Raw genomic sequence first — 22,506 nt, forward strand, 5'->3', positions numbered from 1 at the left:
GACTAGGGTTGGCGGTAGAGCAGTTGCTCCAACAGCCGCACCGGCGTGATCGCCTCCGGCGAAGGCGACGCGAAGATCGCCTGCCGCCAAGCCTGGCTTTCGATCACGTCCAGCACCAGCTGCGCGAGCGGCAAGGGCGCTATCGCCGGCGCGATCTCGCCGATTTGCTGAGCCTCGGCGATCGTCGTCGCCAGCGCCTCAATCAACTGCCGCTGGTTGGCGCTGAACGGCTCGGCCAATGCCGGGTTACGCGCCACTTCAGCCACAATCTCCGCCGTCAGTTGCACATTGTCCGGTTCGGCGACAAAAGCGTGATAGGCGGTGAAAAAGGCCGACAGCGCCTGTTTCGGCCGCTTTTTCTCGGCCCGCAATGCGGCGGCGAACTCGGCGAATACGCCGTTTTCCAGCAGCGCGATCTCGCCGATCAGCGCCTCCTTGCCGGAAAAATGGTTATAGAGGTTGCCCACGCTGACGCCCGCCGCCTGGGCGATATCCCGCATGCTGGTCTGGTGAAATCCCTTATGGGTAAAGCTGTGCAGCGCAGCGTCGACAATCTTTTCTCGGTTTCCCATCGGCAGCTCCCGAAGCAATGAGGGCGCTGGGCGCCGTAAATTGATACAAAAAAATGAACGAACGTTCGTTCATTTTCAATTCTAGCATAGACCGGTAAAATTGAACCGCGGCTCAACGGTGCAGAGATCGGTGGGAAGAGACAAGCGCCGCCCCGCTTTCAGGGGCGGCGCCCGGCAAACTCAGTGCAGCGCGTCGCCCTGCTTCACCGACGTAAACGCCTGCATCAGTTTCACGACGTCATGCATGCCGATGTTGACCTGATTGATCACTTCTCCGGCGTCATGGGTCAATGCCACACCGCCGCCGGCCTGTTCCACGCAGGTCGCCATGCCGGCGATCGCCGCCGCCACGCCTTGCTGGATAGACTTGGTCATGCGTTCGATCTCGGTCGCCGCCTTGCGCGACTGTTCCGCCAGCGTGCGCACCTCGTTGGCCACCACCGCAAAACCGCGCCCGTGCTCACCGGCGTGGGCGGCTTCGATGGAGGCGTTAATCGCCAGCAGATTGGTTTGCGAGGCAATTTTACGAATGGCTTCGACGATGGTGCCGATCTGCTGAGAGCACTTGCCAAGCTCGGTGACCACGTCCGAGGTTTCGCGCGCCGCCGCTTCGACCTGCTGCATGCCCTTCACCGCCTGCTGCACGATGACCGCGCCCTGCGCCGCCTGCCGGTCGGTATCGAGCGACAGATGATGCGCGTTGCGCACCATCTCTTCTTCATGCTGCTGCTGTTGCATCAGCCGGGTGATGTCCTGGGCGATCTTCACCACTTTCACCACCTGGCCGTCGTTGTCGAGGATCGGGTTATAGCTGGCCTCCAGCCAGACCCGTTCGCCGCGCCGGTTGACGCGCTCAAAACGCCCGGTGATGAACTCGCCGCGCGCCAGGCGCTGCCAATGCCGCCGATAGTCGTCGGAAGCGGCGAACGCCGGTGGGCACAGCACCGCATGCGACTGCCCGCACGCTTCTTCCAGCCGATAGCCCATCAGCGCCAGCATATTGTCGTTGGCGCTGACAATGTCGCCCTGCGGCGTGAAAGAAATCATCGCCATCGAGCGATTCAGCGCCGCCAGCAGGCTGCGGTGTTCCTGCGCCTGGGTCACTCGCTCGGTCACTTCGCTGGCGATCTTGACGATTTCCACCACCTTACCCTGTTTATTCAGCACCGGCGCATAGGTGCCCTGCAGCCACACCGCCTCGCCGTTTTTCGCGATGCGCTTTATCGTGTCCGTGATGGGTTGCCCTTTATTCAGCGTCTCCCAATGTTCGCGATATAACGGGCTGGCGACATAGTTCGGATCGCAGAAAATACGATGATGCCGGCCTATCACATCATCGCGTTGAAATCCGAGCGTGCTGAGAAAGAGATCGTTGGCGCGCAATACCGTACCGTCGGGCGAGAATACAATCATGGGAACGGCGTGTTCTATCGCGCTCAGCTCGGCGCCTTTGTGGGTAGTTAACTGACTGAATCGTAACAGCATAGGGTGTAGTCCTTGTGGCAGATGATCGCGCTTTTCTTATTTTGTCTGGCCACATGCCGCGCCCACACGCAGACGTGCCATCGCGGAAGGAGCGGGCAGCGCCGATCCTTCTGGTTATTGCTCTTAACCGGATTAAATTTATTTATTCAGTAAAGTAATTATTCGAATTTAAATAAACCAACAACCTAAGATTTTTATTATGAATAACTGTATTGAGAATAACGTAAGTGATGAAAATTGAAAGGTAAAATGCGGATTTTTGTCGGCGCCGGCAGGATAACCGGCGCCGGGAAGATTAACGCCAGCGTTCGGCTGCCCAGGCGGCCTGTTGCTCGGCGTCATGGAAGGTCCAGGCGACGAAGCGGCTGATCTTCTGCCCTTGCGCCATCTCGATGGTGCGCACCTCGGCCGCCCCCGCCACTTTCAGCGCATGGTAGATGGCCGGCAACGTGGTGTTTTTCGAGATAAGCGAGGTGAACCACAGGCAGTTATTGGCCTTGCTGACGCTCTCTTCCACCATCTTGCGCACAAAGGCTTCTTCGCCGCCTTCGCACCACAGCTCGTTGTTCTTGCCGCCGAAGTTTTGCACCGGCTTGTCGGCCACTTCCCCTTTGCCCAATTTATGCAGCTTGCGGCGGGTGCTGGCACGCGCTTCCTGCTCGGACGCGTGGAACGGCGGGTTGCACAGGGTGGCGTCGAATTTCTCGGCCGCGCCGATGATGCCGCTAAAAATCAGCTCAGGCTGTTTTTGCAACCGCAGACGCACGCTGTTGCGCAGCGTCGGGTTCATCTCGACGATCATTTTGGCGGCGTTCAGCGACACCGGATCGATTTCGGAGCCGGTGAAACGCCAGCCGTATTCGCGCAGGCCGACGATCGGGTAAATGCAGTTGGCGCCGACGCCGACGTCGAGGATCGCCACGCCCTTGCCGCGCGGGATCTCGCCGCCGTTGCTGGTCGCCAGCAGATCCGCCAGGTGGTGCAGATAGTCGGCGCGGCCGGGGATCGGCGGGCACAGGTAATCAGCCGGAATATCCCAGTGTTCGATGCCGTAAAAGTGTTGCAGCAACGCACGGTTGAGCATTTTCACCGCCGCCGGATCGGCGAAGTCCACCGAAACATCGCCCCAGGCGTTCGGTTTTACGAACGGTGCCAGCGCCGGGCAGCTGGCGATCAGCGCCGGGAAGTCGTAGCGCGAACGATGACGGTTGCGCGGATGCAGGCCGCTTTTCTGCTGCGGGAAGGTTTTCTTTTTTTCCACCGTGACGGGCTCTCTTGAAGGTATTTCCGGCGCGTAAGATAACACATCCGGCCCGGAATGGCGCAGCGGCGGGAAACCCGGCACAATGAAAGCTTCATCGATTGCCACAGGGGCCCCCATGAGCCGTGAATCTCGCTATTATTATGAACCCGCCGCCGGCCACGGCCTGCCGCACGATCCGCTGAACGCCATCGTCGGCCCGCGCCCCATCGGCTGGATCTCTTCCCGCAGCGCCGCCGGCTTGCGTAATCTCGCCCCCTACAGCTTTTTCAACTGCTTCAACTATCGCCCGCCGATCATCGGTTTCGCCAGCACCGGCTGGAAAGACAGCGTGGCGAATATCGTGGAAACCGGTGAGTTCGTTTGGAACCTGGCGACGCGCCCGCTGGCGGAAGCGATGAACAACAGTTCCATCACCCTGCCGCGCGGTGAGGACGAATTCGCCTTCGCCGGCGTTACGCCGCTGCCCGGGCGCCGGGTCAAAGCCGAGCGCGTGGCCGAAAGCCCGGTGAACTTCGAATGCCGGTTGACCCAATGCATCCAACTGCAAACCGCCGCCGGGGAACAGGTGGAGACCTGGCTGGTCTTGGGCGAGGTGGTGGCGGTGCATCTCGATCCGGCGCTGCTGGATGAACACGGCGTCTACCAGACCGCCGCCGCCGAACCGATCCTGCGCGCCGGCGGCCCGACCGCCTACTACGGCATTTCCGAACAGCACCGTTTCGATCTGACGCGCCCGACACGCTGATCGTTTCCCCCGTTTAGGCAGAAGATAAACGGGGGAATTAATAATCAAAAAAATTGAATAAAACCATCAACACTCTCCGATTTCATCCCGCCTGTCACTGCGCAATAATCCTCCCATCGAAAGGCAAACCCCTTTCTCCCTAATTGACTTTGACAGGAATGACGAACATGAAAACCATCAAAACTTTTGCTGCCGCTATCGCCCTGGCTACCGTTTCTTTCACCACTTTCGCCGCTGAACACGTCAGCGCGCAGGATGCCGCCCAATTCGAAAAAGCCGGCGTGATCGTCGCCAGCGGCGCGACCGACTTGAGCAGCCTGAAATCCCAGTTGGCCGCCAAAGCCGATGCGGCGGGCGCCAAGGCTTTTACCATCACCTCCACCAGCGGCAATAACCTGATGCACGCCACCGCGGTTATCTACAAATAATCGCCGCCCAGACGTCAAAAAGCCCGCCGGCTATCCCCCCGGCGGGCTTTTTTTATGTTCAAGTGCATTAGCGCTGAATGGGTAAGACAGTGAGTTTTTTGCCGTCCGCTTTGTCAGCAACCAATGTAAATTCAGTCCAATATTTGCGCGGTGCCTCATTTGACGCATTGCCGACCGTCGCAATCTCAACCGAATAGCTATGCCCAATCTTGAACCCGTCGAAAGCCTCCGTCAGGCATTCGCCAGGCATGACCGCTATCGGCTGCTGGCCCGGCGCAACCGACGTGGACCATTCCGCCTTCCCTCCGGCCCCCGGTTGATAAATTCCGATGCCCACCAGCTCGCGTTTTCCGTCAATATCGTCCGGCACACTAATGCATACGCGATTGTTTTTAACGCTGACGTTTGCCGGATAGAACCAGGGACGTTCCTGCACACAGCCGCTCAGCAATGCCAGCGCCAATAAAAAAGTCAGTTTTTTCATTTCATCGCCTTAGGATTACGCGGCTCTCGAAGGAACAACCGTAACACGGTTTCATAGCGAGTTTTAAATAGATACGACAGCTATTTTCCTATCGTCCGCTTCGTCAGCCCCCACGCGTAAACGAGCCGGAAAATTCTGTCGCCAACAGGCAGAAACCCTGTATTCAATGGGGTTTGCGGGGCTTGCACACACATTTTTTTACCTGCCCATAGCTGGACTAACGGGAGAGGATGATTATCATGTTACGTAGACTACAGATGCAGAGAACGTTGTATGCAACATATCATTGAAGGTTTCCTCAGTTTCCAGAAAGAGATTTTCCCGCAGCGCAAGGAACTGTTCCGCAGCCTTGCCTCCAGCCAAAATCCCAAAGCGCTGTTTATCTCATGCTCTGACAGCCGTTTAGTGCCCGAGCTGGTCACACAGCAAGAACCTGGGCAGCTTTTCGTTATCCGTAACGCCGGCAACATCGTCCCTTCCTTCGGCCCGGAGCCGGGCGGCGTGTCTGCCACCATCGAGTATGCAGTGGTGGCGTTGGGGGTTACCGATATCGTGATTTGTGGCCACTCGAACTGCGGCGCAATGAAAGCGATAGCCTCCTGCCAGTGCCTCGATCCCATGCCTGCCGTGGCTCACTGGCTGCACTATGCCGATGCGGCAAAAGCGGTGGTCGAAAAGAAAACGTGGAATAGCGAAACAGACAAAGTTAACGCTATGGTCGAAGAGAACGTTATTGCTCAGCTAAATAATATCAAAACCCACCCTTCTGTGGCGGTGGGTCTGCGCAACAGCGGGCTGCGCCTGCACGGCTGGGTGTACGACATCGAAAGCGGCGAAATTCGCACGCTGGATAGAAACACCAAGAGCTTCGTGTCTTTGGCCGATAATCCCGACGTCTATTTCGAATAAAATAGCGTCCGGTTTAGCCATTAAATAAAATCCACGCCGCGGCGTGGATTTTATTATCCGCCTTAAGCCAAGCGCGCCTCTATCGCCGCAGCGAAGTCGCGGCACATCCGTTCGTCACCCTCAGCGTTGTCCGCCAATACCGTCTCGCCATCCACCACCCGGATGTGCGCCTGCAAATCGAAATCTGCCGGCGGCTGCGGGCGCTTGGCCGCGGCGGCCATCGTCTGCTGCGCCTCATGCCACGCCTGTGCCACCGTCTGGTTGCAGGCCTGCGCCAGATAGTCCGGATTAAACCCTTCGCCGGTCAGGCTGCGCAGCGTGTCGTCATGGCTGACGCTGTTGCCCGGCAACCAGTAGTGTTGCGCCAGATCCGGGCCGATGGCCGGGTTGTCCGTCAGGTAACCGTCGCGCTGCAGGAAGAAGTGACGGGTTTGCTCCACCGCCATCATCGCCAGCAGATAACCCTGATAGGAACAGGCGGACTCCAGCGACAGCAGGTGCGGGATCGCCAACGTCGGGCGCGGGCTGCCGCTGATGCCGAGGATCTTTTGCTCGACCTCGCGCGCCAGCGCGGTGATGGCTTCCGGCGTGCGCTGCTCGTCATCCCACTGATACAACGCCCACTCGAAGTACGGCACCAGCAGGATATGGCGTTCGTTGAACGCGCGCATCGGCTGGCGCGCCGCGATGCCGGCCTCAATCAGCGCATCGGGCACCGCTTCGCCGGCGGCGTTTTTCGCATAGCGTTTCAGCCAGTCGGCGTCGTCCAGCAGGCTGTCGCAGAACATCGACTGGGTTTCGGCATAGGCCATCGAGGTCGGCGGGAACTCCTGCGAGAAGCACGGTGCATTCTGGCGAATGTTGGCGAAGTGCGCCGCATGGCCGCCCTCGTGGAACAGCGTGTTGAGCCCATAAGCCCCGCTGCCCACCTGCCCCGGCTGCGCCAGGCTGGTGAAGTTGATGCGCGCCGGCACCCATTCCCCCTGACGTACAAACGGCGGCACCGGGCCGTGCATAAAGCCGTTCTCATACTTGCCTTTGCGCACCAGCAGATCGAGATTCATCTCGGCGCCGCCAAAACCGATGTGCAGACGTTTGAAGCTGTCGACCCAGCGTTCCAGCGAACGAGAAAACGGGAAGTAAGGATCCAGTTGACGGGTGACGTCGCCGGCGCTGGCGAAGCGTACGTTCCACGGCTCCAGCGCCTGGTCGCCCTTGTCGGCCGCCAGCTGCCGCAGGCTGCGCGCGTTGGCCGCGCGGGTTTCCCGCTCGAAGCGATCCAGAATGGCGAACAGCTGCTCCGGCGTCATGCGCTCGGTTTTGTTCACCTTATAGTCGAAATAGTTGCGATAGCCCATCTGGCGCGCAAAGCGGTTGCGCAGGCCAATCAGCTCCGGCAGGCCGTTATGCAGCAGCCATTGCTCCAGGTCGCGCAGCGCCTGCTGCGAGCTGCGGCGGTAGTCTTCGTTCGGGTTGGTTGCCTGGTTGGTCAACAGTTCGCCGAGCGAGGCCGCCACCCGCCGGCCCTCGGCGTTCAGGTGCGTGACCTGATAGCCCTTGCGGCGCGAGTAAAGATCGGACTCGGCGTGAATGATCTGATCCAACAGCGCCTGCGCCTGCGGATCTTCGATGGCGTTGCAGTCGAAGAAACGCAGCCAACCTTGCAGGCCATGGATCAGCGCATCGCGCTGCGCCTCCTGCGGCAACGCTTCCAGCCCGGCAAGCAGACTGCGGATCTCGGCCAGCCGGCGCGGTTCGGCGACGAAGCGCTTATAGGCGCTTTCCGCGGCGGAAAAGCGCGCCGAGACGTCTTCATCGCCGGTGCCCATGTAGTTTTGCCAGAACAGCTCTTCTTTGGCGCGGTGAACGTCGAGGTAATCCTGGTTCAATTGATTGAAGTAATCGAGAGCCTGTTGCATAACCGTCCTTCTCAGCCGATGAGGAAATATCCCAGTATAGTCGCGCTTAGGCCTGACGCAGGCGCTGCAGCCCCTGCTCCAGCGTCTCGCTCTCGCCGGCGGCCACCAGGCAACAGGCGACCTGCCGCTGGATGGCCTGCGGGATCGCCACCTCGCCCGCCAGACAGCGTTCAGTCCAGCGCGCGGTGGTTTCAGCGTCTTTCGCCGCCGGCAATGCCGGTGTTTCATCCGGCAAGGTGCGCTCCAGCAGCACCTGCTGTTCGCCGCCGACGATGTGGTGAATTTGCGGGCAGCGCAGCGGGTTGGCGTAGGCCTCGCCTTCCGTGCCGTGCATCAGCAACCCGCGGGCGCCGATCTGGCGGAAAAACGACGCCACCCGGCCAACATACTCCGGATGTGAGACGCTGGCGAGGCGCAACGCATCCTGTTCGCCAAACGGCGTCGCCAGCTTGGCCAGCGTATGGGCGCTGTTGCGCACCCCCATGCGCCAACGCAGCCCGAGCTGCCGCGCCAACGGCGCCGACAGCGTGGAAACCGGCATGAATACCGCCTCGCCGTTATCGAGACGCCGCTGGGCGTGAGCGGCCTGTTCCGACCACGGCAGCCCCAGAGCGCGGAAAATCTCGGCGCTGGTCACGCGGGTGCTGTCGTCCAGGACGCCGTGCACCACCACCGGCAGGCCCACTTTCGCCAGCAGCAGCGCCAGCAGCGGCGTCAGGTTGGCCTGCTTGCGCGCGCCGTTGTAGCTCGGCAGCACTACCGGCAGCGGGCGCCCTTGCGGCGCCTGCAGCGACAATACCTGCTGCTGCATCGCCTGGTAGAACCCCAGCATCTCCTCTTCGGCTTCGCCCTTGATGCGCAGCGCGATCAGAATGCCGCCAAGCTCAAGTTCGGGGACCTGCCCGGCCAGCATCGCCTGATACAGTTGAAAAGCGGTCTGTTGATCCAGGTCGCGCGCATGATTTTTGCCGCGGCCTATTTCTTTGATAATTTTGGTGTAATCCATCCGAAGGTTCCCCTGGCTGCCCTTCAGTTAGCATACCCTATCCGCGCCGCCGCTCAACCTCCTGCGCCAGTCGCCGCTGCGCGTCATCGCCCTCGCGCAGCCCGGCGATCACCCCGCCGGCATCGTCGGCGCTGCGGTTTTGGCTCATCTTCCATTTGCCTTCGCGCCGGGTGACGGCGATCTCGATACCGACAATGCCTTTAAGCTGCGCGGCGATGTAGTTGGCCGGCGCGTCGTCGAGCCGCCAGGGCGCCGGGCGGCGCCCTTCCTGTTGCGCCGTCAGGTCGATCAGTTGGCGGCGCAGCCAGGCCGGATCGTCCGTCACCGTCGGCACGCCATACAGTTGCACCACGCTGTAATTCCAGGTCGGCACCACCTTGCCGGTCTGGCGTTTGCTCGGGTACCAGCCTGGCGACACATAACCTTCCAGGCCTTGAAAGATCACCAGGCATTCCGCGGCGTGCCGCAACCGCCGCCAGTGCTCGTTGGCGCGCGACAGGTGCGCCCGCAGCCGCAGCTGCCCCTGCTCGACATCAGCCACAAACGGCAGCGGGTCGGCCGTCAATCCGTGCTCGCCGTGGCTGACCAACAGCCCCAGCGGGTGGGCGCGGATCAACGCCAGTTGGGCATCCAGATCGTCTTCGCGAAATGCGGCGGGTTGAAACATCAGTGCGGCTCCTTATCGCTCTCTCATGATGACAACAGTAAAGCACCCGCCGGCGGCCTACTTAAGATCCGCTTTCTGGCTATTTCGAGTGATCCGGTTTAACAACAGCAGGGCCACGCCCATCGCCAACAGATTAAATACCATGGCGCCGGCAAAGGCTTGGGCATAGCGCTCCGCCGCGCCGCCGCTCGCCAACAGCGGCACAAAACCGACGCCGCTGACCACGATGCCCAACGCGCCTCCCACCTGCTGCACGGTGGCAACCAGGCCCGCCGCCATCCCCGCCTGCCGCTCCTGCGCCAAACCCAGCACCAGATTCAGCAGCGGCGTCATGCTCAGCGCCTGACCGAACCCCAGCACCACCAACCCCGGCAGCAACCGCAGCGGATGCGCCAGCGCCTCACCCCACAGCGCCTGCGCCATCAATAGCGCCAACCCGGCGGCGTAAATCGCCACGCCCACGCTCAGCACGACGTTGCCCCACCGCTGCGCCAGCCGGGGCGCCAGCATCGACGCCAACATAAAGGCCGCGCTGGCCGGGGCGAACAGGCTGCCCGCCTGAAAAGGCGTCAGCCCCGCCCCCGCCTGCAGCAGCAGCGCGAAACACAAGAAAAACGAGGAAGCGGTGGCATAAATCGCCAGCACCACCGCCATACCCGGCGCGAAACCCGCCTGGCGGAACAGCGCCGGATCGAGCACCGCATCGTCACCGCGCTGCGCCAGACGCCGCTCCCAACGCAGGAAGCCCCACAGCGTCAGCATCGCCAACGCCAACATCGGCGCTATCCACCACGGCCAGCCGCGCGCCGGTCCCTCCAGCAGCGGCAGTAGCAACAGCGACAGGCCGGTCGCCGCCAGCCACAGGCCAACGCCGTCCAGCCGCTGCGCCTGCGCCACCCGCGATTCGGGAATGCACCGCACCGCCCACAGCGCCAGTGCGCCGATCGGCAAATTGATCAAAAAGATCATGCGCCAGCCGCTGCCGAACAGGTTGGCCTCGATGATAAATCCGCCGAGGATCTGGCCGAAGATCGCCGCCAACCCCAGCGTCATGCCCAGCCAGGCGAAAGCGCGCCGCCGCTGTTGCGGCGCGTACAGCACCCGCATCAAGGCGTAAATTTGCGGGAACAACAGCGCCGCCGTCGCCCCCTGCAGAATACGCGCGGCGATCAACAGGCTGAGCGATCCCGCCAACCCGCACAGCAGAGAACTCAGCGTGAATCCCAGCATGCCGAGGCTGAACAAGCGCCGACGCCCGAAGCGATCGCCCAGACGCCCACCGGCGATCAACAGCACCCCAAACGCCAGCTCGTAACCGGCGACGATCAAACCGACCCCGGCGAAATCGGCGGCGAACTGCCGCTGGATCACCGGCGCCGCCACGTTGACCACGAACAGATCGAACACCGTGACGAAACCGCCCAACAGCAGCACCGGCAGGCCGGGCAGCCCTCGCCGCTCACCAGATAATGAATGTTCCATACCACCTCCAGAGATTATGATGGCCGCAGTATGGAACAAGGTTTAAACTGTTACTATATAGCCATTTATACTATTACTGACAGCAACAGGACGGCCGACATGCCCCCACGCACCCTCGAACGCACCCGCCACGAACTGGGGGATTTTCTGCGGCAAAAGCGAGAACAACTGTCGCCAGAGGCGGTCGGCTTGCCGAGCGGCAGCCGCCGCCGCACGCCGGGATTGCGGCGCGAGGAGGTGGCGGCGCTGGCCGGCGTCGGCCTCACCTGGTACACCTGGCTGGAGCAAGGCAGGGAAATCAATGCGTCGGTGACGTTTTTGGAAAATCTGGCGCGGGTGCTGCAGCTAGACGCCGCCGGCCGCTACCACCTGTTCTTATTGGCGCATCAGCGCCCGCCGGTGCCGGTTGGGCATCAGTGGTGCCAGGTTTCGCCGTTGGTGCGGCGTCTGCTGGACGATTTGGCGCTGCGGCCGGCCTACGTCATGAACCTGAGTTGGGACATTATCGCCTGGAATCCGGCGGCGCAGCGGCTGTTCGCCATCGGAGAGCGCCCGGCGCAAGAGCGCAACATGTTATGGATGCTGTTTGCCGATCCGCAGCTCAATGAGCGCCTGCTGGAGTGGCAAGCGCAGGCGCCGCAAATCCTGGCCAGCTTCCGCCGCGACTACGCCCGCGCGCCGGAGGATGAGGTGATGCGCCAACGGGTGCAGGCGCTGGAGCGGGTGTCGCCGCCGTTCCGCCGGCTCTGGCGGCAGCATGACATTCACGGACGCTGTCAGGGGCGGCGCAGCTTCGTCGTCCCGGAGATCGGCCCGGTCACCTTTGACCACGCCTCTTTCATCGTCGACGAAGAGAACCATCTGCGGCTGGTGATGTACAGCGCGCTGCCGGACGAACCGGCCAGCGCGGCGTTTGAAGCGCTGCTGCGCGAGGATTAACGACGGCTGTCGAAAATGAGTTTGCAGGCCAGCCCGGCGAACACGCCGCTCAGCAGGTAGTTCGGCCAGCGGGCGGTGAAACGGCGGCCGGCGAAGCGGCTTTTCATGCCGCTGACCGCCAGGATCACCCCGCCGTTAATCAGCAACCCCACCAGATTCAGCACCGTCGCCAGCGCCAGCATCTGCACCACCACCGAGCCGGCGTGCGGATCGATAAACTGCGGGAACAGCGCCAGCACGAACAGCGCCATCTTCGGGTTGAGGATGTTGGTCAGCAGCCCCTGTCGGAAAATGCGCGCCGTCGGCACCGCCTGCAACCCGGCGGAAGCCTGCAGACTGCTGCCGGATCGCAACGTTTTCCACGCCAGGTAGAGCAGATAAGCTGCGCCCAACATTCTCACCGCGTCGTAAGCCAGCGGCACCGCGACGAACAGTTGCGACAACCCCAGCGCCGCCGCCAGCGCATGGCAGTAAGTGCCGAGTTGAATGCCCGCCAGCGAAGCGAAACCGGCCCGCCGCCCCTGGCTGACGCTGCGCGAAGCGATCAGCAGCATATCCGGGCCGGGGGTCAGCGCCAGCGCCACGCAGGCACCGGAAAACAACAACAGCGTTGCAGCATCAATCATGAATCACCTGATAAGAAGACGGACGGGGATGGAGCATCCATCATAGCGACGCCGACGTGGCTTGTCAGCGCCGCTCGCGTCAGATCACCCACAAATCGAGATACTCGTTGACCGGCATCTGCGCCAGCCGCTGCCGGTCCAGCGACACCTCAAGAATGCGCTGCTGCTGCAGGGCCGGGAACTGGCGCGCCAGGTTGGTTTTGAACTTCTCGATCAGCAGCGGGATGCCCTCTTCGCGCCGCCGCGCATGGCCGATAGGATACTCCACGGCCACCTCATCCAGACGGCTGCCGTCGGCGAACTCCACCGTCAGCGCATTGGCGATCGAGCGTTTTTCCGGATCGTGATAATCGCGCGTGAAGGCGGGATCTTCATGGCAATGTATCTTGCTACGCAATGCGTCGATGCGCGGATCTTCGGCCACCCGGTCCTCGTAATCCGCCGCCGTCAGCCGGCCGAACAGCAGCGGGATCGCCACCATATACTGAATGCAGTGATCGCGATCCGCCGGGTTATCCAGCGGCCCCTGCTTGTCGATAATGCGCAGGCAGGCCTCGTGAGTGCGGATGCTCACTGCGGCGATGTCGGCGGCGGTTTTGCCGGCGGCCTGCATCTGACGATGCAGCGTCATGGCCGCCTCCACGGCGGTCTGGGCATGGAACTCCGCCGGGAACGAAATTTTAAACAGCACGTTCTCCATCACATACGCGCCGTACGGCCGCTGGAAGCGGAAAGGTTTGCCGTTGAACGAGACGTCGTAGAATCCCCAGGTCGGTGCCGTGAGCGCCGAGGGATAGCCCATCTCACCGGTGGCGGCCATCAGCGCCAGCCGCACCGCGCGGGCGGTCGCATCCCCCGCCGCCCAGGATTTGCGGGTGCCGGCGTTCGGCGCGTGGCGGTAGGTGCGCAGCGACTGCCCGTCCACCCACGCCAGCGACACCGCGTTCAGGATCGCCTCGCGGCTCAGGCCGAGCAGCTGCGCCACCACCGCGGTGGACGCCACCTTCACCAGCAGCACGTGATCCAACCCTACCCGATTGAAGGCGTTTTCCAGCGCCAGGCAGCCCTGGATCTCATGCGCCTTGATCATGGCGATCAGCACCTGCCGCATGGTCAGCGGCGCTTTGCCCGCCGCCACCGCCTGGCGAGAGAGCCAATCGGCCACCGCCAGGATCCCGCCCAGGTTGTCCGACGGGTGGCCCCACTCCGCCGCCAGCCAGGTGTCGTTAAAGTCGAGCCAGCGGATCATGGTGCCGATATTGAACGCCGCCTGCACCGGATCCAGCTGGAAACGGGTGCCGGGCACCCGGCTGCCGTTCAGCACCTCGGCGCCCGGCACCACCGGCCCCATCAGTTTCTTGCAGGCCGGGTAGCTCAGCGCCTCCAGCCCGCAGCCGAGGGTATCGAGCAGGCAATAATGGGCGGTGCGGTACGCCGCCGGGGTATCGACGGCCTCTTTCATCACATAATCGACGATATCGACCATTTCGCGATCGAATGGCGGACGGCGGGTATTGGCAGACTCAAGCATCATGATTCCCAAAGGCTCCAGAGTGAAAACGACACGATAACGACCGGCGCTCAGCGCTGATCCAGCGGTACGAAGGCTCGCGCTTCCGGCCCGGTATAGTTGGCGGACGGGCGAATAATTTTGTTGTCCTGCCGTTGCTCGATGATGTGCGCCGACCAGCCGCTGACGCGCGCCATGACGAACAGCGGCGTGAACATTTCGGTGGGCACCCCCAGTTGGTGGTAAGACACCGCCGAGAACCAGTCGAGGTTGGGGAACATGTTTTTGGTGTCGCGCATTACGCTTTCCAGCCGGTCGGCGATGTCATACAGCTTCATCGCACCCGTTTCCTGCGACAGGCGCAGCGCGATCTCTTTGATCACCTGATGGCGCGGATCGGAGACGGTATACACCGGGTGCCCGAAGCCGATCACCACCTCTTTGTTGTCGATGCGGCGGCGAATGTCGGCTTCCGCTTCGTCCGGCGTTTCATAGTGTTGCTGGATCTCCAGCGACACCTCGTTGGCGCCGCCGTGCTTCGGCCCGCGCAGCGCGCCAATGGCGCCGACGATCGCCGAATAGACATCGGATCCGGTGCCGGCGATCACCCGGCCGGCGAAGGTCGAGGCGTTGAACTCATGCTCGGCGTACAGGATCAATGACGCGTGCATCGCCTGCTCCCAGCTGGCGGAAGGTGCTGCGCCGTGCAGCAGGTGCAGGAAGTGGCCGCCGATGGAATCGTCGTCGGTCTCCGGCTGAATGCGCTCGCCGTTGTGGCTGTAGTGATACCAATACAGCAGCATCGATCCCAACGACGCCAGCAGCCGGTCGGCGATGTCGCGCGCGCCGGCCGCGCCGTGCTGCTCTTTTTCCGGCAGCGTGCAGCCGAGGGCCGAAACGCCGGTGCGCATCACGTCCATCGGGTGAGATGCCGCCGGCAGCGCCTCCAGCACCGTGCGTACGCTGGCGGGCAGGCCGCGCAGCGCTTTGAGCCGCTGCTTGTAGGCATGAAGTTCGTCGCGGTTGGGCAACTTGCCGTGGATCAGCAGATGGGCGACCTCTTCAAACTCGCAGTGGCGCGCGAGGTCGAGAATGTCGTAACCGCGGTAGTGCAGATCGTTGCCGCTGCGCCCTACGGAACACAGCGCGGTATTCCCGGCGGGCACGCCGGATAACGCCACGGATTTTTTCGGCTTAACGCCAGTCGGGCTTTGCGGGGGGATCGCTTGGCTCATACTGTCCTCATTTGGCTTCTGCGTGAATGGCGCTTATTCGTCGCGTTGGCGAGCGAACAGAGCGTCGAGTTTCTCTTCGAACAAATAGTAGTTGATGCTTTCATACAGCTCGTTGCGGGTCTGCATGGTGTCGATGACGTTTTTCTGCGTGCCCTCCTCGCGCAGGGCGCGGTACACCCGCTCCGCCGCCCGATTCATCGCCCGGAAGGCCGACAGCGGATACAGCGCCATATCCACCTGGGCGCTGCGCAGCTCCTCGGTAGTGAACAGCGGCGTCGCGCCGAATTCGGTGATGTTGGCGAGGATCGGCACCTGCGTCGCTTCGGCGAAGCGGCGGTACATGCCCAGCTCGGTAATCGCTTCCGGGAACAGCATGTCGGCCCCGGCCGCCACGTAAGCCTGAGCGCGCTCGATGGCCGCCTCCAGCCCCTCCACCGCCAGCGCATCGGTGCGCGCCATGATCACGAAGTCCGGATCGCTGCGCGCATCTACCGCCGCCTTGATGCGATCCACCATCTCTTCGGTGGAGACGATGGCCTTATTGGGCCGATGGCCGCAGCGCTTGGCGCCGACCTGATCTTCGATATGCAGCGCCGCCGCCCCGGCCTTGCTCACCGAGCGCACCGTGCGGGCGACGTTGAACGCCGATGCGCCGAAACCGCTGTCGACATCCACCAGCAGCGGCAGCGGGCAGACATCGGTGATGCGGCGAATATCGGTCAACACATCGTCCAGCGTCGAAATACCCAGGTCCGGCAGCCCCAGCGAACCGGCCGCCACGCCGCCGCCGGAAAGATAGATGGCCTGGAATCCGGCTCGCTGGGCCAGCAGGGCATGGTTGGCGTTGATCGCGCCGGCGATTTGCAGGGGTTTTTCTTTACTCAGGGCCTGACGAAAGGCGAGCCCGGGTGAGCGCAGCGTCATGACGTTCTCTCCGATTAGCTAGATGGAACAGACAGAGCAAGAGGCGGGCCAGGTTGCACTTTGGCGAGGAAAAAATTAAAAGCGATAAAAATAAGTGAGTTATAAAATTCGCATCGCCATTGGGCAGACCAAGCGATAAAAAACGTTTCAGTTAACGTTTCAATCTCGGTTTCAGTCAGCATATTTGAAACATGACTGAAACAAGGCTACACCTAATGCAGCCACTTTCATTCGGTAACCCACCATGAGCGATCACATCACGCCGTCCCGCACGCCGGACAAACCGGTGATCTGGACCGTCTCCATCACCCGCCTGTTCGATCTGTTCCGGGATATCAGCCTCGAGTTCGACCACCTGGCGACCATCACCCCGATCCATCTCGGCTTCGAGGAGGCGGTGCAGCATATCCGCGCTCGCCTGGCTAGCGAGCCTTGCGACGCCATCATCGCCGCCGGCTCCAACGGCGCCTACCTGAAAAGCCGCCTGTCGGTGCCGGTCATTTTGGTCAAGCCCGGCGGCTTCGACCTGCTGCAGGCGCTGAGCCAGGCGCGCAGAACCGCCGATCGGATCGGCGTCATCACCTATAAAACGCCCCTGCCCGCGCTGATGGAATTCCAGCAAACCTTCGATCTGCCGCTGGAGCAGCGCAGTTACGTCACCGAAGAGGACGCGCGCGGCCAGATCGCCGAGCTGAAAGCCGCCGGCATTCAGGCGGTGGTCGGCGCCGGCCTCATCAGCGATCTGGCGGAAGAGGCCGGGCTCACCGCCATTTTTCTCTATTCCGCCGCCACCCTGCGCGCCGCCTTCAGCGACGCGCTGGACGTGACGCGCCTGATGCTGGGCGGCGCCAAACGCGGCGGCGACTACGCCGCGCGCGATACCCTGCAGCCGCGCTATGGGCTGAGCGATTTACAGGGCGATTCCCCGCAGATGGAACAGACCCGGCGCACCATCATGCTGTACGCCCGCTCGCCGGCGGCGGTGTTGATCGAAGGCGAAACCGGCACCGGCAAAGAGCTGGCGGCGCAGGCGATCCACCGCGAATACTTTTCCCGGCGCGGCGCGCCGTCCAGGGGCGCGACGCCGCCGTTCGTCGCCATCAACTGCGGCGCCATCGCCGAATCGCTGCTGGAGGCGGAGCTGTTCGGCTATGAGGAAGGCGCCTTCACCGGTTCACGGCGCGGCGGCCGACGCGGGCTGCTGGAAACCGCCAACGGCGGCACCCTGTTTCTGGATGAGATCGGCGAAATGCCGCTGCACCTGCAAACCCGGCTGCTGCGGGCGCTGGAAGAAAAAACCATCACTCGGGTCGGTGGGCAACAGCCGGTAAAGGTCGACTTTCGCGTCATCAGCGCCACCCACACCCGCCTGGAGCAGGCGATTCAACAGGGCGATTTTCGCGCCGATCTGTTTTACCGCCTGAGCGCCCTGCGGCTGCAGCTGCCGCCACTGCGGGCGCGCGGCGACGATATCGCAATGCTGGCGGAACACTTTCTGAAACAGTCGCTGGCGGCGCTCGACGTGCCGCTGACGGAGCCGCTGCGCGCCACCCTGGCCGGGTGTTACGCCGCGCTGGGTCATTACGCCTGGCCCGGCAACCTGCGCGAGCTGCGCAACATGATGGAGCGGGTGGCGCTGATGCTGAGCACCGGCGTCGCACCGAGCGGCGAGACCCTGCAGTGGCTGCTGCCGGAGCTGGCGGCGGTCTCGCCGCCCGAGACGCAGGCGGCGCCCGTCTCCGCCCACGAAGCCCTGGCGCGGTGTGGAGGCGACCACGCCGCCGCCGCCCGGTTGCTCGGGATCAGCCGCACCACTTTATGGCGTCGGCTGAAAAAACCGAACTGAGCATCAGCCGGTGCGCCGGCCGTCCGAGGCCGGCAGCAGTCGCGCTCGCCGCTCGCCCAGCAGGTTCATGCCCGCCGCCGCCAGCAGGATGATCGCCGTCCCCAGCAGTTGCCATGCCGACAGCCGGTGGCCAAACGCCAGGCGATCCACCAGCATGGCGGCGATCGGGTAGATGAACGACAGCGAGCCGATCAGGTGGGTCGGCAGCTTCTGCAACGCGCCGTACATCAGCACGTACATCAGGCCGGTATGCAACACGCCGAGCGTCGCCAGCATCCCCCACTGCCCCACGCTGGCCGACGCATGAAAATCCACCAGCGGCAGCAGCATCACCGCCCCCACCGTTACCTGGATCAGCGCAATAAGATGGGGCGGCGTGCCCTTCAGCCGCTTGGCCGCCAGCGCCATCAGGGCGTAGAAAAACGCCGCGCCGAGCGCCAGCGCGATGCCCGCCAGATAATGGCTCTGCTCCCCCGCCTGCCGCGGCTGAGCCAGCACCACCAGCATCATGCCGCCGAACGCCAGCCCCAACCACAGCAACTTGTGGGCGGTCAGCCGTTCCCCCAGAAACAGCGCCCCCAGCCCCACCAGCATAAACGGCTGGGTGTTGTACACCGCGGTGGCGATGGAGATAGAGGCATAGGAATAGGCGGCGAACAGCAGCAGCCAGTTGATCACCAGCGCGACGCCGCCGGCGATCGCCAGCAGCAGCGTGGCGCGCGTCAGCGCATCGCGGCGCAGCTGGCCCAGCGCGCCGCACACTGCCAGCAGCACCAGCGCCCCCACCGCGCAGCGCCAAAACACCACGTTGATAACCGGCTGGCCGGACATCAGCACAAACCAGCCGATGGAGCCGGAAATCAGCATCGCCGCCGCCATCTCCAGCGAGCCGCGTTTTATCTCTGCATTCATTCTGCGTTCCTCAAAGCTTGCCCAGAGACATAGCTTGCGGCTTCGCAGGGCGGCTTTCCATAGCATAAAAAAGGCAGATGTGCTTAACTGCCTTTTTCTCGCAGCTACAATCAAGGAAACACCTAACGGAGGCGTTATGGATGATATCGATCGCCAAATCCTGACCATTCTGGCGGAAGATGCGCGCGCATCGTTGAAGACGCTGAGCGCGCAGGTGGGCCTGTCGTCGCCGAGCACGTCGGAAAGATTGCGGCGGCTGGAGGAAAGCGGCGTGATCCAGGGCTATACCCTGAACGTCAATCTGCAGGCGGTGGGTTACGCCTTTCAGTCGCTGGTGCGCATCAAGCCGCTGCCGGGCATGCTGAAGAAGGTCGAACAGCTGATTCAGGCGATCCCGGAAGTGGTCGAATGCGATAAGGTGACCGGCGAAGACTGCTTTATCGTGCGGCTGGTGGCGCACTCGATGGAACAGCTCGACCACACCCTCGATCGGCTGGCCGAGCACGCGCAGAGCAACACCTCGATCGTGAAAACCACGCCGGTCAAGCGCCGCCTGCCGCCGCTGCTCTGATCAACGCCGCCGTTTGCGGGCGAACGGGTTGCCGCGCTTCTTCTCTTTTTTAGCCGCGTCGGCGGCGGATTTCAGCGCCGCCAGATGCGCCTTGTCGGCCTCCGGCACCGCGCGCTGCTCAATCGGGAACACCGGCAACGACGCCAACAGCCGCGAACCGTAGTTTTTGGTCAACAGCCGGCGATCGTAGATCACGATCTCGCCGTAACATTGGTTGCTGCGGATCAGGCGGCCGACCTGCTGGATCAGGTTGAACGAGGCGCTCGGCAGGCTCTGCACTTCGAACGGATAACGCTTCAGCGATTTCAGCCACTCGCCTTCGGTGATGATCACCGGGCTGTCGATCGGCGGGAACGCGATTTTGTGAATATGTACCTGGGTCAGCAGTTCGCCTTTCAGATCCAGCCCTTCGGCGAACGATTGCAGCCCCACCAGCACGCTGGCGACGCCCTTCTCCACCCGCTTGCGGTGCTCTTCCACCAGCCGGTAGCGCGGCTGGTCGCCCTGCACCAGCAGCATCAGCCGCAGATCGGTCACGTAGCTGAGGAAAGTCTGCATCGCCCGGTGGCTGCTGAACAGGATCAGCATGCCTTTGTGCTTGCCGCTCGCCTGCTCGGCGCGGAAAAACCGCGCCATTTCCTCAAGGTGCTCCGCCTCATTGGCGAGCGCCGGTTCGTAGCGCATCTGCGGAATGACAATCTTGCCCTGTTCGACATGATTGAACGGCGATGAGAGCGTTTCGAAGCGATCGCCGGCCTTCTCGCTCAACCCGCTCATCTCTTGCAAACGCGCGAAGCTGTTCAGTGAACGCAGCGTGGCCGAGGTGACCACCACGTGCGGCACCTTGCGCCACAGCAGCTTTTCCAGCTGATCGCTGACGCGAATGCCGACGCAGTGCAAATACAGATGGGTGACGTTATCGCGCAGTTCGCGCGTGACCCATTTGGAGATCGGCGCGTTGGACGACTTGTCGAGCGCCGCCAGCCGCCACAGCTTGCTCATCGCCTCCAGATAGCCCAGCGTGCGGCTCATCTGAATGATCGAGCGGTGCAGACGCATGATGTCGTGCTTGCCGGTCTGTTCGGTAAGATCGTTAAGCACGAACTCCGCCAGCCCGCGCAGCGCATCGGTCAGTTTAAACAGCCGCGCGCAGCTCTCCACCATCTCCGCGGGCAGCTCGCCCATTTCAAAACGGTGCTCGGCCGCCACGCTGTCGCCGGGCAGATAGGCGCTGACCTGATGCTCGAAGATCTGCACCAGCTCACGCAGCTCCTCGCAATGGTTCTTCAGCCGTTCGCTGTTGGCCAGCCCCGGCGGATTCTTCGGCCGGTACTGCGTCATGCACTGCTCGACCTGACGGACGATCATGTCCAGCTGCAGGTTGGTCGACAGCGCGGTGATTTCCCCGTCGATCTCCAGCGCATCGCGCGCCACCTCCGGCAAATGGTGGCCTTCGTCCAGCACCAGCAGCAATTCTTTCGGGTTCGGCAGCACCGATTCCGTCTCCAGCGCCGCCATCACCAGCGCGTGGTTGGCCACCACCACGTCGGCGCTCTCGATCTCTTTGCGGGCGATATAAAACGGGCATTCGCGAATGTAATGGCAGTTGCGCCCCAGGCAGTTGGCCTTGTCGGTGCTCAGCTTGGCCCACAGCGGATCGTCGATGCTCTGCTGATAGTGATCGCGCAGCCCGTCCCACTCGAAACGGGCCAACGCCTTGGTCAGTTTCTGGCACAGCGCCTGCTCTTCGCCGCTGGACGGCGCCAGTTCGTCGTCGAGGAACAGCGTCAGATCGCCCTGTTGGCTAACGTCGGTGCTCATCGCCGCCAGGTTGCGCGGGCAGACGTAACGCCCGCGGCCAAAGGCGCCGGTAAATTTCAGATCGGGGATAATCTTCTTCAGCAGCGGCAAATCTTTGCTGTAGATCTGGTCCTGCAGCGCCACGTTGGCGGTGCTGACCACCAGCGGTTTGCTCTCCGCCCGCCCGACGGCGATGCCCGGTATCAGGTAAGACAGCGTTTTGCCGACGCCGGTCGGCGCCTCGATCGCCAGATGGCGCGGGTAGTCGCCGGCCAGCGTCTTCGCCACCTCGGCGATCATCTGGCGCTGGGGCGCGCGGGAAATGAAATCCGGTATTTGCTGCTGCAGGGCTTTGTACCACTGGCCAATTTGATCTTTAACTGCGGAGGAGAGCGCCATTCAACTCTTATCTAAACGAAATGATGGCGCTATTGTCCCACAGACCGCCGGCGGCGTCAGCCCGAGTTACGTCTGCGGATCGATCATCGAGGCGCGCCCGGCGCCGAACGACCATTCGTCCAACTGGGTGGTGGCGATCACCACCATCACATCCTCGGGGTTCAGCCGCAGGTTCTCCGCCAGCAGCGTCGCCAACCGCCGGTAAAAACGCCGCTTGGTGTCGCTGTCGCGCGGCCGCCCGGCGGTGATGTAGAACAGCACGAAATCCGCACTGCGCGGCCCGCCGAGATAGTCGCGATCGTAGATAAGCTCACCGGGGCGGTATTGATCGATCGCCTGAAATTTGTCCGCCGGCGGCACCTCGAAGGCCTCCACCAGCGCCTGATGCAGGCTGTCGGACAAGGTTTGCAGGTAGTCGGCGGATTTGCCCTGATGCAGGGCGATGCGGCTAAACGGCATGGGGCGCCTCCGGTTCCAGCTCGCGCAAGCGCGCCACGGCCGACGCCGCCGCGGGCCAGCCGGCGTAAAACGCCAGGTGGGTGATGAGCTCAGCCAGCTGCTGAAGCGCCACGCCGTTGCGCTGCGCCAGCTGCAGATGAAACGGCAGTTGCTCCAGGCGGTTGAGCGCCACCAGCGCGGCGACGGTGATCAAGCTGCGCTCGCGCGGGCTCAGCTCTGGCCGCTGCCAGACATCGTCAAACAAGACGCTGTCGCTGAGCTGCGCCAGCTTGGGGGCGATATCGCCGAACGCCTGTTGTCCGGCCCGGGATTCTGATTGCATCA

General features: G+C 62.7%; 22 protein-coding genes. 6 read left to right on the forward strand and 16 right to left on the reverse strand.

Annotated elements, in window-relative coordinates:
* Positions 1-2: 2 nt before the first annotated feature.
* The 3 genes from ACUTQY_RS09515 to rlmF form a co-directional block, all read right to left on the reverse strand.
* Positions 3-572: a TetR/AcrR family transcriptional regulator gene (locus ACUTQY_RS09515; RefSeq protein ID WP_046686673.1), complete on the reverse strand. Its 570-nt coding sequence runs from the start codon at positions 570-572 to the stop codon at positions 3-5.
* Between the two features lie 180 nt (positions 573-752).
* A complete protein-coding gene (locus ACUTQY_RS09520; protein WP_046686672.1) occupies positions 753-2,057 on the reverse strand; it encodes a methyl-accepting chemotaxis protein in 1,305 nt (434 codons plus the stop codon).
* A gap of 295 nt (positions 2,058-2,352) precedes the next feature.
* The gene (gene rlmF / locus ACUTQY_RS09525; RefSeq protein ID WP_167325058.1) at positions 2,353-3,318 is read right to left on the reverse strand and encodes a 23S rRNA (adenine(1618)-N(6))-methyltransferase RlmF; all 966 of its coding nucleotides are present in this window, start codon (positions 3,316-3,318) and stop codon (positions 2,353-2,355) included.
* Positions 3,319-3,436: 118 nt separating this feature from the next.
* Between rlmF and ACUTQY_RS09530 the strand changes: the two genes are divergently transcribed.
* Positions 3,437-4,066 (forward strand): flavin reductase family protein, encoded by a 630-nt coding sequence (locus tag ACUTQY_RS09530; protein ID WP_046686671.1) that lies wholly within the window; start codon positions 3,437-3,439, stop codon positions 4,064-4,066.
* 167 nt (positions 4,067-4,233) lie between these two features.
* On the forward strand, positions 4,234-4,494 hold the full coding sequence (gene bhsA / locus ACUTQY_RS09535; RefSeq protein WP_015377148.1) for a multiple stress resistance protein BhsA: 261 nt from the start codon (positions 4,234-4,236) through the stop codon (positions 4,492-4,494).
* Between the two features lie 67 nt (positions 4,495-4,561).
* Here the strand turns inward: bhsA and ACUTQY_RS09540 are convergent, their stop codons facing one another.
* Entirely contained in the window at positions 4,562-4,978 is a 417-nt protein-coding gene (locus ACUTQY_RS09540; RefSeq protein ID WP_046686670.1) for a putative T6SS immunity periplasmic lipoprotein, read from the reverse strand.
* Positions 4,979-5,251: 273 nt separating this feature from the next.
* On the opposite strand from ACUTQY_RS09540, the gene ACUTQY_RS09545 reads away from it, so the two are divergent.
* Complete coding sequence (locus ACUTQY_RS09545) at positions 5,252-5,887, forward strand: carbonic anhydrase (protein WP_004939270.1); 636 nt, start codon at positions 5,252-5,254, stop codon at positions 5,885-5,887.
* Between the two features lie 62 nt (positions 5,888-5,949).
* Here the strand turns inward: ACUTQY_RS09545 and ACUTQY_RS09550 are convergent, their stop codons facing one another.
* The 4 genes from ACUTQY_RS09550 to ACUTQY_RS09565 are packed head-to-tail and all read right to left on the reverse strand — an operon-like array spanning position 5,950 to position 10,961.
* A complete protein-coding gene (locus tag ACUTQY_RS09550; protein WP_046686669.1) occupies positions 5,950-7,806 on the reverse strand; it encodes a M3 family metallopeptidase in 1,857 nt (618 codons plus the stop codon).
* 46 nt (positions 7,807-7,852) lie between these two features.
* Positions 7,853-8,812: a DNA-binding protein YbiB gene (gene ybiB, locus ACUTQY_RS09555; protein WP_046686668.1), complete on the reverse strand. Its 960-nt coding sequence runs from the start codon at positions 8,810-8,812 to the stop codon at positions 7,853-7,855.
* A gap of 37 nt (positions 8,813-8,849) precedes the next feature.
* Positions 8,850-9,479: an FMN-binding negative transcriptional regulator gene (locus ACUTQY_RS09560; protein WP_033642379.1), complete on the reverse strand. Its 630-nt coding sequence runs from the start codon at positions 9,477-9,479 to the stop codon at positions 8,850-8,852.
* Positions 9,480-9,536: 57 nt separating this feature from the next.
* Complete coding sequence (locus ACUTQY_RS09565; protein ID WP_046686667.1) at positions 9,537-10,961, reverse strand: MFS transporter; 1,425 nt, start codon at positions 10,959-10,961, stop codon at positions 9,537-9,539.
* Between the two features lie 99 nt (positions 10,962-11,060).
* On the opposite strand from ACUTQY_RS09565, the gene ACUTQY_RS09570 reads away from it, so the two are divergent.
* Positions 11,061-11,900 carry a helix-turn-helix transcriptional regulator gene (locus ACUTQY_RS09570; protein WP_046686666.1) on the forward strand — a complete coding sequence of 280 codons (840 nt, stop codon included), beginning with the start codon at positions 11,061-11,063 and terminating at the stop codon, positions 11,898-11,900.
* On the opposite strand, the gene ACUTQY_RS09575 is transcribed toward ACUTQY_RS09570, so the two are convergent.
* The 4 genes from ACUTQY_RS09575 to prpB all read right to left on the reverse strand — a co-directional run bounded on the left by ACUTQY_RS09575 (position 11,897) and on the right by prpB (position 16,195).
* Positions 11,897-12,526, reverse strand: coding sequence for a LysE family translocator (locus tag ACUTQY_RS09575; RefSeq protein ID WP_046686665.1), 630 nt, complete (start codon positions 12,524-12,526; stop codon positions 11,897-11,899). The genes ACUTQY_RS09570 and ACUTQY_RS09575 overlap by 4 nt on opposite strands.
* A gap of 79 nt (positions 12,527-12,605) precedes the next feature.
* Positions 12,606-14,057: a bifunctional 2-methylcitrate dehydratase/aconitate hydratase gene (locus tag ACUTQY_RS09580; RefSeq protein WP_046688443.1), complete on the reverse strand. Its 1,452-nt coding sequence runs from the start codon at positions 14,055-14,057 to the stop codon at positions 12,606-12,608.
* Between the two features lie 50 nt (positions 14,058-14,107).
* On the reverse strand, positions 14,108-15,271 hold the full coding sequence (gene prpC / locus ACUTQY_RS09585) for a bifunctional 2-methylcitrate synthase/citrate synthase (RefSeq protein WP_046686664.1): 1,164 nt from the start codon (positions 15,269-15,271) through the stop codon (positions 14,108-14,110).
* Positions 15,272-15,304: 33 nt separating this feature from the next.
* Positions 15,305-16,195: a methylisocitrate lyase gene (gene prpB / locus ACUTQY_RS09590; RefSeq protein WP_033642375.1), complete on the reverse strand. Its 891-nt coding sequence runs from the start codon at positions 16,193-16,195 to the stop codon at positions 15,305-15,307.
* Positions 16,196-16,439: 244 nt separating this feature from the next.
* On the opposite strand from prpB, the gene prpR reads away from it, so the two are divergent.
* A complete protein-coding gene (gene prpR / locus ACUTQY_RS09595) occupies positions 16,440-18,041 on the forward strand; it encodes a propionate catabolism operon regulatory protein PrpR (protein WP_046686663.1) in 1,602 nt (533 codons plus the stop codon).
* Positions 18,042-18,044: 3 nt separating this feature from the next.
* On the opposite strand, the gene ACUTQY_RS09600 is transcribed toward prpR, so the two are convergent.
* On the reverse strand, positions 18,045-18,953 hold the full coding sequence (locus ACUTQY_RS09600) for a DMT family transporter (RefSeq protein WP_046686662.1): 909 nt from the start codon (positions 18,951-18,953) through the stop codon (positions 18,045-18,047).
* A 136-nt stretch (positions 18,954-19,089) separates the two neighbouring features.
* Between ACUTQY_RS09600 and ACUTQY_RS09605 the strand changes: the two genes are divergently transcribed.
* The gene (locus ACUTQY_RS09605; protein ID WP_042783967.1) at positions 19,090-19,524 is read left to right on the forward strand and encodes an Lrp/AsnC family transcriptional regulator; all 435 of its coding nucleotides are present in this window, start codon (positions 19,090-19,092) and stop codon (positions 19,522-19,524) included.
* Here the strand turns inward: ACUTQY_RS09605 and dinG are convergent, their stop codons facing one another.
* The 3 genes from dinG to ACUTQY_RS09620 all read right to left on the reverse strand — a co-directional run bounded on the left by dinG (position 19,525) and on the right by ACUTQY_RS09620 (position 22,504).
* The gene (gene dinG / locus ACUTQY_RS09610) at positions 19,525-21,723 is read right to left on the reverse strand and encodes an ATP-dependent DNA helicase DinG (RefSeq protein WP_033642371.1); all 2,199 of its coding nucleotides are present in this window, start codon (positions 21,721-21,723) and stop codon (positions 19,525-19,527) included.
* Positions 21,724-21,789: 66 nt separating this feature from the next.
* Entirely contained in the window at positions 21,790-22,182 is a 393-nt protein-coding gene (locus tag ACUTQY_RS09615) for a tautomerase family protein (protein ID WP_046686661.1), read from the reverse strand.
* Positions 22,172-22,504: a carboxymuconolactone decarboxylase family protein gene (locus ACUTQY_RS09620; protein WP_046686660.1), complete on the reverse strand. Its 333-nt coding sequence runs from the start codon at positions 22,502-22,504 to the stop codon at positions 22,172-22,174. The genes ACUTQY_RS09615 and ACUTQY_RS09620 overlap by 11 nt, the downstream gene beginning before the upstream one ends.
* Positions 22,505-22,506: the final 2 nt, after the last annotated feature.

This window comes from Serratia sp. TSA_130.1 (genome assembly GCF_052691795.1).